The sequence below is a fragment of the Sulfitobacter sp. TMED3 genome, from assembly GCF_002167505.1.
Taxonomy (GTDB): Bacteria; Pseudomonadota; Alphaproteobacteria; order Rhodobacterales; family Rhodobacteraceae; genus Sulfitobacter; species Sulfitobacter pontiacus.
Genome location: NZ_NHBI01000003.1, coordinates 1 through 15,080, shown reverse-complemented (window position 1 = coordinate 15,080; position 15,080 = coordinate 1). Strand labels below are relative to the sequence as shown.

Here is a 15,080-nt window from a genome sequence, read left to right as displayed (position 1 = left end):
TTTATGCTTTGGTCACTGATTAAGATCGTTGTGTTCGTTGCGGTGATTGCCGCCATCACCTGGGGCGCATCGTTCTTGCTGGAAAGCTCGGGCGGGTTGCAGGTCACCGTGATGGGCACCGAATACAGCTTTGGCCCGCTGCAATCCGTCATCGCCGTGGTCCTGCTGGTTGTCGCGGTCTGGATCATGCTCAAGATCTTTGCGCTGCTGGTTGCGGTCTGGCATTTCCTGAACGGCGACGAAACNGCNCTGTCGCGCTATTTNGACCGCAACCGCGAACGCAANGGNTACGAGGCGCTCTCCGAAGGGCTNATGGCGCTGGCCAGCGGCGAAGGGCGTCTGGCGATGGCCAAGGCCGCAAAGGCGGATAAATACCTTGAACGTCCNGACCTGACCAATCTGCTGATCGCGCAGGCCGCGGAAATGGCGGGCGACCGTCGCAAGGCAGAAGAGACCTATCGCAAGCTGGTCACCAACGAACGCACCCGNTTTGTCGGTGTGCGCGGGATCATGAAACAGAAGCTGGCCGAAGGCGACACGGAAACCGCGCTGAAGCTGGCCGAGAAAGCTTTTGCCATCAAACCGAAACACGCCGAAACCGGTGATGTGCTGCTGAAACTGCAGGCCGAGAAAGAAGATTGGGCCGGTGCGCGCCAAACGCTGAACACCAAGCTCAAGAACGGCCAGATGCCGCGTGACGTGCATAAACGTCGCGATGCCGTGCTCGCCCTGTCCGAGGCGAAAGACGTCATTGCCGAAGGNAACAGCATCGAAGCCCGCGAGGCCGCGATCGAGGCGAACCGCCTGTCCCCCGATCTGATCCCCGCAGCCGTGATGGCGGCGCATGGNTATATCGATCAGGGCAAACCGAAATATGCGGCCCGCGTGCTGAAAAAAGCGTGGGACGTGCAGCCGCACCCCGATCTGGCCGGTGCCTTCGCCGCGATCCAGCCGGACGAGACCCCGAAAGAGCGGCTCAAGCGGTTTACCACGCTGACCCGCGTGCAGCCCGACCACCCCGAGACCAAGATGCTGCTGGCAGAGCTGAACATCGCCGCCGAAGATTTCCCGCAAGCGCGCCGNTCCTTGGGGGATCTGGTCGAAACCGACCCNACNGCGCGTTCGGTCACCTTGATGGCGGCCATCGAACGGGGCGAGGGGGCCTCNGATACCATCGTCAAAGGNTGGCTGGCACGGGCGCTGACCGTATCGCGCGGCCCTCAGTGGATNTGTGACAACTGCCANCATATCCACGCGAGCTGGAAGCCGATCTGCGAAAACTGCCACAGCTTCGATACGCTGGCGTGGAAAACCCCGCCCNTGTCCGAAGTNGCCATGCCCGGCGGTGTGCAGATGCTGCCGCTGATCGTCGGCGCACTNGAGGATAACTCGGGCGCGGATGCCAAGCCGCCTGTCGCCACCCGCGCCGATATCGAGGATGCAGAGCTGATCGACGACACCCCCGCAGGCNCCGTCGATCCGGTTGAAAAACCAGCGACCCAGCCCGAGAAATAGCGCAGGGCCNAAAGGTGAACGAAAACAAAGGCCGGCACGTATTGTGTCGGCCTTTTGCCTTGCAGCTTATGTCTAACCTGCCTTTTGGTGTCTTATCGGATGACGGGGCTGCCGCAGGGGCGTATGTCTGTGGCACGACTATTGCAAAGGATATCCCCCATGCCCGCTGATGATTTTGTATTCCCCCCGGCACCTCAGGCCAGTCTGGCTGTGCAGGGCACCGACGCCCGTTTTCCCATGCGCCGCATCTTCTGCGTGGGTCGCAACTACGAGGCGCACGCCCGCGAGATGGGCAAAGATCCGACGCGTGAGGCNCCGTTCTTTTTCACCAAACCCGCCGATGCGGCGCTGGATACGCCNTGCACCATCCCCTATCCGCCCCAGACAGAGGATCTGCACCACGAGATCGAGCTGGTGATCGCCATCGGCAAAGGCGGGCGCAACATCGCGGAAGCTGACGTGATGGATCACGTCTGGGGGGCTTCGGTCGGGATCGACCTGACCCGCCGTGACCTGCAGGCAGAGGCGAAGAAAGCCGGTCGGCCATGGGATTGGGGCAAGGCCTTTGACAACTCCGCCCCGATTGCCGCGCTGAAACCCATCGCCGATGTCCCGTCTGTGGAACAGGGGCGCATCTGGCTTGCCGTGAACGGTAAGGTGCGGCAGGACGCCGATCTGGCCGATCTGATCTGGTCGGTACGTGAACATGTGGCGATCTTGTCGCAATCTATGGCGCTGGCCCCGGGGGATATCATCATGACGGGCACACCGGCCGGTGTCGCAGCCCTTGTGGAAGGGGATGTCGTGACCGGCGGCGTTGACGGGGTCGCGACGCTTGAGGTGACAATAGGCCCCCGCGCCTGAGCCCCAGCATCGCCCCGCGACAAAAGCGCCCGTTGAAATCACGGGGGCGCCCCCTAGGTTACAAGATGATTGATACATATGGGAAATCGCAATGAAACATATCTATAGCGCTCTACTGGCCACCGTGATCGCGGTTCCGGCCCTGGCAGACAGCCACAGCATGGGTGACGCAGACGCCGGCGAAAAGCAGTTCGGCAAATGCAAAGCCTGCCACATGATCGTGGACGACGCAGGCGAGACGATCCAGCGCGGCGGCAAAGTCGGTCCGAACCTTTACGGTATCATCGGTAAGCAGGCCGGCACCGTCGAAGACTATCGCTACGGCGATGATCTGGTCGCCGCCGGTGAAGCCGGTCTGGTCTGGGACGAAGCCAATGTGGCCAAATACCTGCAGAACCCCACCGATTTCCTGCGCACCACACTGGATGACAAGAAAGCCCGTTCGAAGATGTCGTTCAGAATGCGTAAAGGCGGCGAAGATGTAGCGGCCTATCTCGCNACGTTCTCTCCCGAAGCCGAGGCCGCAGCAGACGCGCCCATGGCCGACGNTGCAGAGGCCGAGAAAACAGAATAAGCGGCTCTAACCCGCCTGATTGGCCCGCGTTTCCAGAGGGGAGCGCGGGCTTTTTTATGCNCTTAGCTGTTCAGATCAGACCAGCAGGGCAGCAGATCGCCCGCCGCCGGNGTCGCGNGATAGGCTGCCCGCGCAATNGCCCGCGCCAGACACAGTGACGCGGCATGGCCGATCAGCGGNAGAATGCTNTCGGCAACCTCATGCGCGCCGGTGCTNAGGCCAAAGACCAGATCACCGTCATAGGGGGTGTGCGCAGGCACNGTGGCCCGCCCGATCCCGTCATGGGCCGCAACGGACATCCGCTGGCATTGCGCCTTTGTNAGGGNCGCATNCGTNGCNACAATCGCGATCGTCGTATTCTCGCGCGGGGACATCGACGCCATCTTGCGGCTTTCCATCGTCATCCCCAGCCCCGTCGCCGGGTCCGGGCCCATGCCGCCGAACTCTGCATCCACTTCGAAGGGGGCGGCGTAGAAGTGACNGTCACCNGGNGTNGTGACAGCNCCCACCGGATTGGCCGCGACCAATGCGCCGACCATTGTCCCATCCGGCAATTGCAGTGACGCGGACCCCAGCCCGCCTTTCACCATCGCGCTCAGCGCGCCGGTGCCCGCGCCGATGGTGCCGAGCGTGAAATCTTCAGCTGCGGCGTCATAGGCNGCACGNCCCAAGGCGCGGTANGGNTTCTCTGCCCANGNCTTGTCCCCGCCGTTCAGCAGGTCGAACAGGATCGCCCCCGGCACCAGCGGNATCGTCGCATCGCCCAGCCGAAACCCGCGCCCNGCCGCGCGCAGCCCGTCCACCACGCCCGAACAGGCATCCAGCCCGTAGGCCGACCCGCCCGACAGCACCAGCGCATCCACCGCGGCGACCGATTTATCGGGGGCGAGCAAATCCGTCTCGCGCGTGCCGGGGGCACCGCCCATCACATGGACAGAGGCGGTAAAGGGGTCATCCGCCAGCAGCACCGTCGTNCCGGATTTCAGCGCATCGTCCTGCGCGTTTCCCACCCGAAGGCCGGGCACATCGGTGATCAGGTTTCTGGGTCCGGGTTTCATAGGGCAGGGCCTTTGGTTGGTNCGGGACGCTCCGCGGGGAGTTTATTTGGCAAAATGAAGNAGGGGCATCACAGATCCGGCAAACGGGGCGCGGCGGCGAGGAGTTTTTGCGTGTANGGGTGTNGCGGGCGATCAAAGACGTCGGCGGTGGCGCCTTGTTCNACNATNTGCCCCGATTTCATNACCAGCACCCGNTCCGTGACCGTGCGCACCACCGACAGATCATGGGAGATAAANAGATAGGTCAGGTCATAGGCGCTGCACAGCTCTGCCAGAAGATCAAGGATCTGCGCCCGAACCGAGACGTCGAGCGCGCTCACCGCTTCGTCAAANAGGATGAGGTCGGGGCGGATGATCANGGCGCGNGCGATGGCAATGCGCTGGCGCTGCCCGCCTGAAAATTCATGGATGTATTTGGTCGCATCGTCCGGCGACAGCCCCACGGCGGTCAGCGCATCGGCGATGGCATCGCTGCGGGCGCGGCCCTTGGGCGGGTCGGGCAGCAGGTGGAACGGTTCGGTGATCAGCCGGTCCACGCGGTGGCGCGGGTTGAAGCTGCCGAAGGGATCCTGGAACACCACCTGCATTTTGCGCCGCACGGCAAGATCGGGTTTGCTGCCGCTATAGACCGCTGCACCGTCGAGTGTGACGCTGCCCGATTGCACCGGTTCCAGACCCAAAAGCGCCCGTGTCAGGGTCGATTTCCCGCAGCCGCTTTCACCGACGAGGCCAAGGCGTTCCCCCCGTTGCAGGGTGAAGGACACGTTATCGACGGCGCGGAACCGACCCGGTTTGCCGAANAGCGTCTTGCGNGGCAGNNCNTAATCGCGGCTCACGTTTTCCACCTTCAGCAGCGGTTGNGGNGGNGGGGCGGCAGGCAGGGCGACCGCATGGGTCGAGGCGGCAAACAGCATCCGCGTATAGGGGTGGNGCATGGTNTGCANCAGGGNNTGTGTGTGCCCCTGTTCGACGATCTCTCCCTTGCGCATGACGATGATGCGGTCGGCCATATCGGCGACCACCGCCAGATCATGGGTGATCATCAGCAGCCCCATCCCGTCNTCCCGCGCCAGCGATTTCAGCAGATCAAGGATCTGNGCCTGCGTCGTGACATCCAGCGCGGTGGTCGGTTCATCGGCGATCAGCAAGCGCGGCCGCAGNGCNATNGCCATCGCGATCACCACCCGTTGGCGTTGNCCGCCNGACAGCTCGTGCGGGTAGCGGGACAGGGGGAAGCGGTCATTTGGCAGGCCGACCCGTTCCAGCGTTTCGGCGGCTTGGCGGGCCGCGGCGTGACGTGACACGGTTTTGTCGTGGATACGGATGGTTTCCGCCACTTGATGGCCGATGGTCTGCACCGGGTTCAGCGCCGTCATCGGTTCCTGAAACACCATGCCGATGTCATTGCCGCGGATCGCGCAAAGCTCGGCTTCGGGCAGGGCCAGCAGATCTTGATCGCCCAGCATGATATNACCGCGCGCCTGCGTCCCCTTGGGCAGCAGNTGCATCGCCGCCAGCGCGGTCATGGATTTGCCCGACCCGCTTTCGCCGGTGACGGCCACGATCTCTCCGGCGTCGACANAGAGGGTCACGCCCTGCAGGATATTGAACCGGTGGATCGCCACCGACAGGTTGGTGATGCTGAGCAAGCTCATATCCGGCGCACCCGCAACCGNGGGTCCAGCGCATCGCGCAGCCCGTCGCCCATCAGGTTCANCCCCAGCACCGTCAGGATGATCGCGAACCCCGGCACCAGCGCCATATGCGGTGCGATGCTGACCATGGTTTGCGCATCTGCCAGCATCCGGCCCCAGGAGGGCGTCGGCGGCTGCGCGCCCAGCCCGACATAGGACAGCCCTGCCTCGGCCAGAATGCCGAGGCTGAACTGGATCGTCCCCTGCACGATCAACAGATTGGTCACATTGGGCAGGATATGTTCGACCGAGATCCGCGCCGCCGATTTACCAGCGACCCGCGCGGCGAGGATGAACTCNCGCTCCCACAGGCTAAGCGCGGCACCGCGGGTGATGCGCGCAAAGACGGGAATGTTGAAGATGCCGATGGCGATGATCGCGTTCACCGCGCTGGCCCCGAAGATCGCCGTGATCAGGATNGCGATCACCAGCGAGGGGAANGCAAAGACCAGATCGTTGCCGCGCATGATGATCTCGTCCACCAGCGACCCGCGTTTGGCTGCCGCCCACAGNCCAAGCGGCACGCCAAGGCCCATGCCGATNCCCACCGCCACCAGNGCCACGGCGATAGANGTGCGCGCGCCGACCATGATCATGCTCAGGATGTCGCGGCCAAAGTGATCGGTACCCAGCAGATGCGCACCGCCGACCCCTTGCAGCTTGTTCGGGATATCCATCGCCGTATGGGAAAACGGCGTCCAGACAAAGGATACAAGCGCGGACAGCAGAAAGACCGAGGTCAGCAGCGCGCCAAGGATCAGGTTCCGGTTCATGCGCGCGCCCTCAGACGCGGGTCAACCGCCGCATAGGCCAGATCCACAAGGAAGTTCACCACAATGACCGAAAAGACCAGCAGCATGACCACGGATTCCACCACGATCAGATCCCGCGCCGAAATGGATTGAAACACCAGCCGTCCAAGCCCCGGCAGATAGAACACCTGTTCGATGATGATCGACCCCGCCAGCAGGAACGAAAATTGCAGCCCGATGATCGTCAGCACAGGGATCAGCGCATTGCGTAACCCGTGCCGCCACAGCGCTTGTCTTTCGGTCAGCCCTTTGGCGCGGGCGCTGCGCATATAGTCTTCGCCCAAGACATCCAGCAGCGCTGACCGCATGACCCGCGCCAGAATGGCCGCCTGGGGCAGGGCCAGTGCGATGGCGGGCAGGGTAAGGGCGTGCAGCCCCGTCAGCACACCCTGATCCCAGCCGACAAAACCGCCAGCGGCGAACCAGCGCAGGTTGATGGCGAATATCAGCACAAGGATCATCGCGAACCAGAAATTGGGCACCGCGACCCCCAGTTGTGTGGCCCCCATGACCCCCATATCACCGGCTTTGCCACGCCGCGCCGCCGCATAGATCCCCGCGGGAAAGGCGATCAGCGTGGACAGCCCAAGCGCGTATAGCGCCAGTGGCAGGGACACCCAAAGCCGCGCGGCGATCATCTCGGACACGGGGGTGCGGTAGGTATAGGAGGTGCCGAAATCCCCCTGCAGCAGCCCGCCGACCCAAGCCAGATAGCGCGCCGGTTTCGATGCATCGAGCCCAAGTTCACTGCGCAAAGCAGCAAGCGTTTCAGGCTGCGCATTCATCCCCAGCATAAAAGAGGCCGGGTCACCGGGGGCAACTTCGATGACGGTAAAGATCACCAGCGACGCAACAGCCAGGCTGATACAGAGCGAAAGCAAACGTTTGAGCGTGTACCGGATCATGCGGCCGAAGGTAGGCGCGCAAATCAACAGCGTCCAGCGCAGAAAAACCTTTTTAAGGCGAGCGGGTTACCCGTCGCTCTCTTTTTGGTGAAGCGATTAGTTTTGGGGCAGGGGAACCAATTCGCGCTGCACGGGGTTGGGTATGCAGAAACGAGAATTTAGGAGCTTAACGATGACCAACACATTTAAGACACTCGCTATTGCCGCCCTTATGGGTACCGTATCCGCACCAGCATTTGCTGCCGCACATGCTGACACCTCGATGACCTGCGCCGAGTTCAACGAACTGTCGAAAGACGATCAGATGATGGTGGCTTCCGCTGCGATCGCAGAGATCGATGATGGTGACAACGGCGGTTCCATGGGCAACTCTGGCCGTGACACAGGTGATACAACCACCACCACTACTGTAACAGCAGCCGAAGCGACCGACGATGAGCCTGAAGAAGGTTCGCTGGAAGGTGACCTGAAAGCTGTGGAAGACACCGGTGGTAACACTGCTGAATCCAACATGACAGCGGAGCCAATGGACGAAGCCGCGATGGAACAGTTCATGGTTGTATGTAACCAGAACCTTGACGCCACCGTAGGTGAGGCCGCTGCTGGTCTGCCAGGCGACAAATAAGACTTAACCCTTCAGGGTTTTGCGGGCGGGTGCAGAAATGCGCCCGCCTTTTTTGTGCGATACAGCCTACGATGCAGTGACGATACCGCGCTTTAGGGTCAGGCGCGGGCCTCTGCCGTTGTCACTGTGTTACGGGTCCGAATTGCCTTGCTCGCCTGTTGCCGGGCCAGATCAGCGCTTGCTTGCAGGATCAGGCGCGAGGGGGCCTTGCCCTTGCCGCGCGCAGGCGCGCCGTGCCGGTTCAACACCTGTTTCTTTTTCAGGAACACGCGTGCTGTGGGGCCATAGACCTTGGCAACTTCTTCGCGGCTGACGCGCCCTGTGCCCAAGGCGGGCAGTACCTTGGAGAATGCCGCGCGATGCGGTTTGCTCATCTGCGACAGCGCCATCGGGCCGGGGTAGAAGCTTTCCGATGGGACGTTCTCGGCAAAGATCACCTGATGGTCGTCGAACATCAGGTGAACGTAGGTGACCGATTTCTTGCCCTTGGCGATGCGCACGCCTTTGGCCGCGTCGGCAAGATGTTTGGCGCGGGCAAAGCTATCACCGCTCTGGCCGACCAAAACACCATGTTGCTGCGAGACCAAGAGATCCCGTTCGGCACCGAAAGTGCCACGTTTGATCAGCACGGGGTGCAGATGTGATCCCTTTTGCATTTGTCCGGCATCGTAAGACCGCGTGTTGATCCAGCGGATTTTCTGCGGGCCGTTGTCCATTGTGGTGACAAGATCGCCGACACGCAGGTCTTCGACCAAGACATCCCCGCGCGGGGTGCGGATGGCGGTGCCTTTGCCAAAGCAGACAACGCCGGTGTTGTCATAGGTAAAGTGCTGCGCCTGCACGCCGATGAACTTGAGCGACCCATCCTCGAACTTGGAATTATAGGTGTAATCCGTGGTCTCGAAGTTGGACTGATCCAGAATGCCATTGTCTTCATAGTCAGCACGCAGATCGAAGATCTTGTCGTAATAGCCGCTTAGATCAATGAAATCATTATTGGTGGTGTCGTCGTCATCCAGCGGGCCGGTGTTGCCCGTGTTGAAATCGGTGATCGTGTCGTGACCGCCGGAGTAGACAAATACGTCATCGCCGTCGCCGCCTGTCAGCTGGTCGTCGCCTTGGCCGCCGTCCAGCGTATCATTGCCGTCGCCCCCGATCAGGGTATCGCGGCCCGCGTCGCCATGCAGATTGTCATTGCCACCGCCGCCGTCGATTGAATCATCGCCGTCGCCGCCGGACAAGCTGTTGTCCTGTGTCCCGCGCGCGGTGATGGTGTTGTCTTTGCTGTCGCCCTTGACCGACGCGGCAGAGTTCTCGAGCGCGACGTTTTCAAAGTTCAGCAGATCGCCACGGTCGCTCCCTGCGTGGTCCAGCCGGCTGGCGGCAAGATCGACGGTGTGGTCCGCCCCCAGCCCGCTGCCTGCGACATAGGTATCGATGCCATCGCCCGCGTCGATGACGGAGTTCGCGTCGTCCGCTGTGGTGCCCGTCTCGCGGATGATCCGGTCGTCGCCCGTCCCGGCGTCGATGTCATAGGCACCATCACCAACCTTGATCGTGTCATCGCCTGCACCGGTATCAACCGCGACACCGCCAATGCTGGCATCCACATAATCCGATGAATTGGTCAGAACCAGTTTTTCAATCTCGGTGAAGGAAACGCTGTTGGGGCCTTCGGTCGCGGTGCCCGCCTCTGCGCCGGTATAGGTGACAGAGACACCGTTGCTCAGCGCGTCGAAGGTAACGACATCATAGTCCTTGCCGCCTTCGCCACCGGCGATTTTATCGGCGCCGAAATCATCTTCCATGACAAACAGATCGGCGTCATCCCCGCCTGACATGGCATCATTGCCAGTGCCGCCCGCGATCGTATCGTGGCCCGTGCCACCCTCGATCCGGTCGTCACCGCTGCCGCCGGACAGGCTGTCATTGTCCGCGCCACCAGAAAGGCTATCATCCCCACCGTCGCCATAGATCGTATCGTTGCCAGCCCCACCGTCCAGCGTATCATCCCCCGCATCGGTCGCGCTGATGGTCGACATCTTGAGGTCGCCAACACGGATCGCGTGGCCGGTATCATCGGGGTCGTGGTTGTTATACTCGATCTCGATCCGCGAAACGGGGCCCGCGATATCGACCTGCAGGAAACCCGTCTTGGCATTGGTCGTGCCGCGCCCCGCATCCGTGCTGATGGCACGGCCGGTTTCGTCGTTCACGTCCAGCGTATCGCTATTGCCCGCCGTCAGATCGACAGGGATAAGATTGCCGTCGGCGTCATAGGCGCGCACGATGACTTCATCCACGAAGCCATAGGCCTGATCGATGTCGAAAATACCGAAGGTGACATTGCTCACCTCATCCGACACGCCGCTGTCCAGCGACGAGAAGTCGATGCTCATCTTCGCGGTATTCGGGTCCGACCCCGCCGCACCGCCAAGGATACGGATCGACGAACTGTCGCTTAGTTCGTTGTAGTCATACAACGGGTCGTTCCGCTCCATCGTGGCAGAGCGGAAGTTCTCCCCCTGATCCACCGACATCGTGACCTGGATATTGCCCGACGAGGTGACCCCGGTGATGCCACCCGTGACGCTAACGCCGTCCTCGATATTCTGGTTGGCCCAGGAAAACGTCGTTTCTTCGGTGGTGTCGGCATCGCCGTGGATGCGGTCGTCGCCGTCATTGCCTGCGATATAGTCATTTCCCGCGCCGCCCAAAATCGTGTCATCGCCCGACCCGGCCGAGATTTTGTCGTTGCCCGCGCCCAGCTTCACCACGTTGCCGCTGTTGTCCACCTCATCCGCTTGCGCGTCGGTCGATCCCACACGCATGGAATCGTCTCCCGACGTCCCATCAACGGTGCCATCTGGCGCCACATAGTCAGCATCGACCCGGCTGGCGTACATCATCGACTCGTCTGAAGAGACAGTGTTGAACGTGATGGATTCAATCGGCCCCGCCTCAAGCGCGGATTGGTAATCGGAGGAGCTGGCAGCCGGCGCAAGAAACAGGTCGCCGTTGGTGGATTGGAAGACAATCGCCGTTACGGTCGCCTGGGAACCGTCGGCGTAGGTCAGCGTCGCGGCATAGGAGGCAATGGCGTCAAAGTTCTGGCTGTTGCCATCGTCGATGCGGAAGGTNTCAGACCCGTTTTCCCCACTGTTATCAGTAGAGTATGTGCCGCGTGCCGTATTTCCATACCCCCGCGCCCCCGGAGAGAAGGATTTGANGTTGTTGTAAAGCGGGCTGTTGGCACCCCCAAAGGTTTCCCCCTCCAGCGAGCGTGCGTTTTCGCTGATCTGGTTTCCCTCGGTCGTATCGATACGANCGACATTCCCAAGGTAGAAAACGTTAAATCTGGTTGCCATTGTTACAGCCCTCAACATCTTTGAACCGGTGGCAGGCCTGTGGCCCGCGTCCTGTGTATTGTTGTGGGTACGGGGACAATGTGGCGTCACTTTGACCGGAAACAAAAACAATGTGGCCATGTTTCTATGCTTTTGATCGAAACAATACACAGTCTGGTAAGGATCAACGCCAAGCGCACAGCGTGGAAACGCGGGGGCAGGGCGTATGCGCCGCGATGTGATCAAATGGTCTAAAATGCCGGGTATTTAGAGATGTGACCGAAGTGCACGGTAAAAGCGGCGTGAACTTGCAGCGGTCATAGGGGGGGCTTGCNGAAGGTTGACCGCAGAGGTTTTGNCCTAGTCGACTGAAAATAAGCGAGTTTATCCGTCTCTCCCCCCTCGGGGCTGANCTCNTGCTNGGTTTAAACCCATCNGGCNACAGGGCNCCCCTGACCCTGTACCGCGCCGCCNTGCAGACTCCGCGCCTCAATTCCGCCGCANGAATGCCGCCGCAGCGCCTCAAGCCTCTGTCGAAGGTGAATGCACNCCCAGCATCCCCGCCGGGTTCATCAACCAAAGGAGCTTTCCGTGCCACATCATGCCCCCCCTGAGCCCAAGACCGGCCTTTGGCACATTACCGGTGCTGCGATGGCTGCGATGTTCTGCTTGTTTGCGCTGCTTGGGGGATGGGCCGCGACAACACAGATTTCGGGGGCGGTGATCGCGACGGGGCAGATCGATGTGGCGGGCAAGCCCAAGGTGATCCAGACGGTGGATGGCGGCGTATTGGCGGAATTGCCGGTCCAGAACGGGGATATCGTCAAGGCGGGGCAGGTCTTGGCGCGATTTGATGCCACGATCTTGCAGATTGACCTGCGCATGGCGCGCGCCCGTCTGGCCGAGGCAGCGGGCCTGCGCGCCCGTCTGGAGGCAGAGCGTGACGAAAGCCCCGCCCCCCGTTTCGATGCCATTGATCTGCCAGCAAAAATCGGCGCGCTGGATATGACGCAAGCGCAGGCAGGGCAGGCCGCGATATTCGAGGCGCGGGCCCAGATGCGCGCGGGGATGCGCGCCCGCATGGCCAGTGATCTTGCCGATGTCGAAACCCAGGCCACGGGCCTTAACGGTCAAATCTCTGCGCTGGAACAACAACTTGCCATCCTCACGACAGAGCTGCGCAGCCTCACGCGCTTGGTTGAAAAGGGGCTGGCCCCGCAGGTCCGTTTGTCGCAACTACAGTCCACGCGGGCCGGTTTGCGCGGTGACCTTGCCGCGCGGCGGGCGGATCTGGCACGGTTGATCCACCAACGTTGGACGCTTCGGTTGGAAAGCCTGCAAGCCGATCGCCGGTTTCAGGAACAGGTCGCGCTGCAACTGCGCGAGGTCACTGCCGAAGTTCAGGAACTGACCCTGTCGATCCTCACCCGCCAAGCGCAGCTTGACCGTATTGCCATTCGGGCCCCCGTCGACGGGATGGTGCATGAACTGCGCGCCACGACCGTTGGCGCGGTTGTCGGGGCGGGTGCGACCTTGATGGATATCGTGCCGCAGCAATCAAAGTTCGAATTCGAGGTGCAGGTCGATCCGCGCTCGATCAATCTGGTACGCTATGATCAGCCCGCCACCCTCGTGCTCACCGCCTTTGACCCGCACACGACCCCGAAACTGACCGGCAGCGTTTACAGCATCTCTCCGCAAGTGGTGGTGGACCCGCGCAATGGCGACAGCTTCTATCGGGTCATTCTGGATATCCCCCGTACCGAGCTGGACCGTCTGCCAGCCTCCGTCCGTTTGGTCCCCGGTATGCCGATCGAGGCGTTTTTGAAGACCAAAGACAGAACCGTGTTGAGTTATCTGGCAGAGCCTATCAGCAGCCAGCTGCGCCGGGGGTTCCGCGGCTCCTGAGACCTCGACGTTAGCGAAATCTTTACCATCTTCCCGTCTTAAGAGGGGATGAACACACCGTCCGCCCCACCCGGAATCACTGTCGTGATCCCCCATCTCAACCAACACAAGGCCCTTGCGCGTTGCCTTGCCGCGCTGGATGCGGGCACATGCAAGCCGGTCGAGGTGATCGTCGTCGACAATGGCTCCGCCCGGTCACCGCAAGGAGTTGTTAACGATTACCCATGGGTATCCCTGATCCATCAGCCGATCCCCGGCCCCGGCCCCGCACGTAACCTTGGCGCGGCGCGGGCACAGGGCGATGTGCTTGCCTTTCTCGACGCCGATTGCCTGCCCGACGCGCATTGGCTGGCGCATATTGCCGCGCATATGGCGCGCGATCCCCATACGATCCTTGGCGGTGATGTCTGTATCGAACGTAATGGGCGCAGACTTGATCCCGCGACCGCATATCAAGCGATTTTTGCTTATCGGATGGACCGCTACATCGCGCAGCAGGGGTTCACGGGGACGGGCAATCTGATCGTGCATCGCAAGGTGTTCGACGCGGTCGGCCCGTTCAAGGGCCTCCACCATGCCGAGGACCGTGACTGGGGCCAGCGCGCCACCTTTGCCGGATATCGCATAGGCTTCGCCGCCGATCTGCTTGTCTATCACCCGCCGCATACGGCGACGGGCCTGCGGCTGAAATGGGACAGGCAGCTTGCCCATGACTGGGCGCGCTGTACCGGCCTTGGCGGCCGGATCCGGTGGGCGATAAAGGCGCTGCTGCTCGTTCCGTCTCCGCTCTGCGCTGTGGCAGAGGTCGCGACCAGTCCCCGCATCAAGGGCGCGCGCAACCGTCTGATGGCGTTGATCGGGCTGACGTCTATCCGGCTTTACCGCGCGCGACGGATGCTGTCGCTGCTGCGGGGCCATGACCCCGAACGGCTTTTGCACCGGTGGAACCGCATTGACCTGCCCTGACATCAGATGCGCGACAGGGGGTAGCCCGTGATCCGGTCCTTTGGCTTTCTGCTGTCCTGCAACGCCTGCGCCGCCGCGATCTTGCTGCTGCGCACGGTGGTGGTGTCGCGCCTGATTAGCCTCGAAGATTTCGGGATCGGCACAAGCCTCGTGCTCGCGCTTGCCATGATAGAGATGCTGACCGCGCTTGGCTTTCAACAACAGATCGTCAATGCGCCCAAGGGGGATGANGCGGATTTNCATAGCGCGCTGCATGGTGTGGCGCTGATACGTGGCGTGATCGGGGCGGCGGCGCTGTTCCTTCTCGCGCCGCTTCTGGCGCGTGCCTTTGGGGTGTTGCAGCTGACATGGGCGTTTCAGTTGATCTCTGTGGTGCCGCTGTTACAGGGGGCGATGCATCTGGACGTCTATCGCCAGACCCGCCACCACAAACATCGCGCCGCAATATGGATCGCGCTGCTGCCGCCGCTGGGATCGGTGACCGCGCTGCTACCCCTATCGCGGATGTTCGATGACTTCCGCATCATGCTTTTTGCCGTGTTGGTGCATATGGCGCTGGGCACGTTCGTGTCTCATGCAGTTGCGAAACGCCCTTATCGTCTGCAGTTTGATCGGACCGTTATGGTCCAAAGCATGCAGTTCGGCTGGCCCCTCATGGCAAGCGGCGCGGTGATGTTTCTGGTGTTCAATGGCGAACGCGCCATCGTCGGGCGTCTTCTGGGGCTAGAGGCGCTGGCCCTGTTTTCCATGGCCGTCTCGCTGACATTGACCCCGTCGCTGGTCCTGATGCGCAGCACGATGAGCCTGTTTCT

At 61.7% G+C, this 15,080-nt stretch carries 12 protein-coding genes; 7 read left to right on the top strand and 5 right to left on the bottom strand.

Going from position 1 to position 15,080, the window contains the following annotated elements:
• The first annotated feature begins 3 nt into the window (after positions 1–3).
• The 3 genes from CBB63_RS00220 to CBB63_RS00210 all read left to right on the top strand — a co-directional run bounded on the left by CBB63_RS00220 (position 4) and on the right by CBB63_RS00210 (position 2,953).
• Positions 4–1,515 (top strand): heme biosynthesis protein HemY, encoded by a 1,512-nt coding sequence (locus CBB63_RS00220; protein WP_286697701.1) that lies wholly within the window; start codon positions 4–6, stop codon positions 1,513–1,515.
• A 159-nt stretch (positions 1,516–1,674) separates the two neighbouring features.
• Positions 1,675–2,379, top strand: coding sequence for a fumarylacetoacetate hydrolase family protein (locus CBB63_RS00215; RefSeq protein ID WP_009825672.1), 705 nt, complete (start codon positions 1,675–1,677; stop codon positions 2,377–2,379).
• Between the two features lie 91 nt (positions 2,380–2,470).
• Positions 2,471–2,953: a c-type cytochrome gene (locus CBB63_RS00210; RefSeq protein WP_286697700.1), complete on the top strand. Its 483-nt coding sequence runs from the start codon at positions 2,471–2,473 to the stop codon at positions 2,951–2,953.
• Between the two features lie 62 nt (positions 2,954–3,015).
• Here the strand turns inward: CBB63_RS00210 and CBB63_RS00205 are convergent, their stop codons facing one another.
• From CBB63_RS00205 to CBB63_RS00190, 4 genes are all read right to left on the bottom strand, one after another.
• Positions 3,016–4,011, bottom strand: a complete 996-nt coding sequence (locus CBB63_RS00205; RefSeq protein ID WP_286697699.1) for a P1 family peptidase — start codon at positions 4,009–4,011, stop codon at positions 3,016–3,018.
• Positions 4,012–4,079: 68 nt separating this feature from the next.
• Positions 4,080–5,666: an ABC transporter ATP-binding protein gene (locus CBB63_RS00200; RefSeq protein WP_286697698.1), complete on the bottom strand. Its 1,587-nt coding sequence runs from the start codon at positions 5,664–5,666 to the stop codon at positions 4,080–4,082.
• Positions 5,663–6,478 carry an ABC transporter permease gene (locus CBB63_RS00195; RefSeq protein ID WP_286697697.1) on the bottom strand — a complete coding sequence of 272 codons (816 nt, stop codon included), beginning with the start codon at positions 6,476–6,478 and terminating at the stop codon, positions 5,663–5,665. Before CBB63_RS00195 ends, CBB63_RS00200 begins: the two co-directional genes overlap by 4 nt.
• Positions 6,475–7,422, bottom strand: a complete 948-nt coding sequence (locus CBB63_RS00190; protein ID WP_037965886.1) for an ABC transporter permease — start codon at positions 7,420–7,422, stop codon at positions 6,475–6,477. Before CBB63_RS00190 ends, CBB63_RS00195 begins: the two co-directional genes overlap by 4 nt.
• A 172-nt stretch (positions 7,423–7,594) precedes the next feature.
• Here CBB63_RS00190 and CBB63_RS00185 point away from each other — a divergent pair, with 172 nt between their 5' ends.
• Complete coding sequence (locus CBB63_RS00185; protein WP_037954025.1) at positions 7,595–8,047, top strand: hypothetical protein; 453 nt, start codon at positions 7,595–7,597, stop codon at positions 8,045–8,047.
• Positions 8,048–8,145: 98 nt separating this feature from the next.
• Here the strand turns inward: CBB63_RS00185 and CBB63_RS00180 are convergent, their stop codons facing one another.
• Positions 8,146–10,878 (bottom strand): Hint domain-containing protein, encoded by a 2,733-nt coding sequence (locus CBB63_RS00180; RefSeq protein WP_502695832.1) that lies wholly within the window; start codon positions 10,876–10,878, stop codon positions 8,146–8,148.
• Positions 10,879–11,985: 1,107 nt separating this feature from the next.
• Between CBB63_RS00180 and CBB63_RS00175 the strand changes: the two genes are divergently transcribed.
• The 3 genes from CBB63_RS00175 to CBB63_RS00165 all read left to right on the top strand — a co-directional run.
• On the top strand, positions 11,986–13,302 hold the full coding sequence (locus CBB63_RS00175) for an HlyD family type I secretion periplasmic adaptor subunit (RefSeq protein ID WP_286697695.1): 1,317 nt from the start codon (positions 11,986–11,988) through the stop codon (positions 13,300–13,302).
• Between the two features lie 48 nt (positions 13,303–13,350).
• Positions 13,351–14,268, top strand: a complete 918-nt coding sequence (locus CBB63_RS00170; protein ID WP_286697694.1) for a glycosyltransferase family 2 protein — start codon at positions 13,351–13,353, stop codon at positions 14,266–14,268.
• Positions 14,269–14,295: 27 nt separating this feature from the next.
• Positions 14,296–15,080 (top strand): oligosaccharide flippase family protein (locus tag CBB63_RS00165; RefSeq protein ID WP_286697693.1); only part of this gene is annotated, 785 nt, incomplete at its 3' end.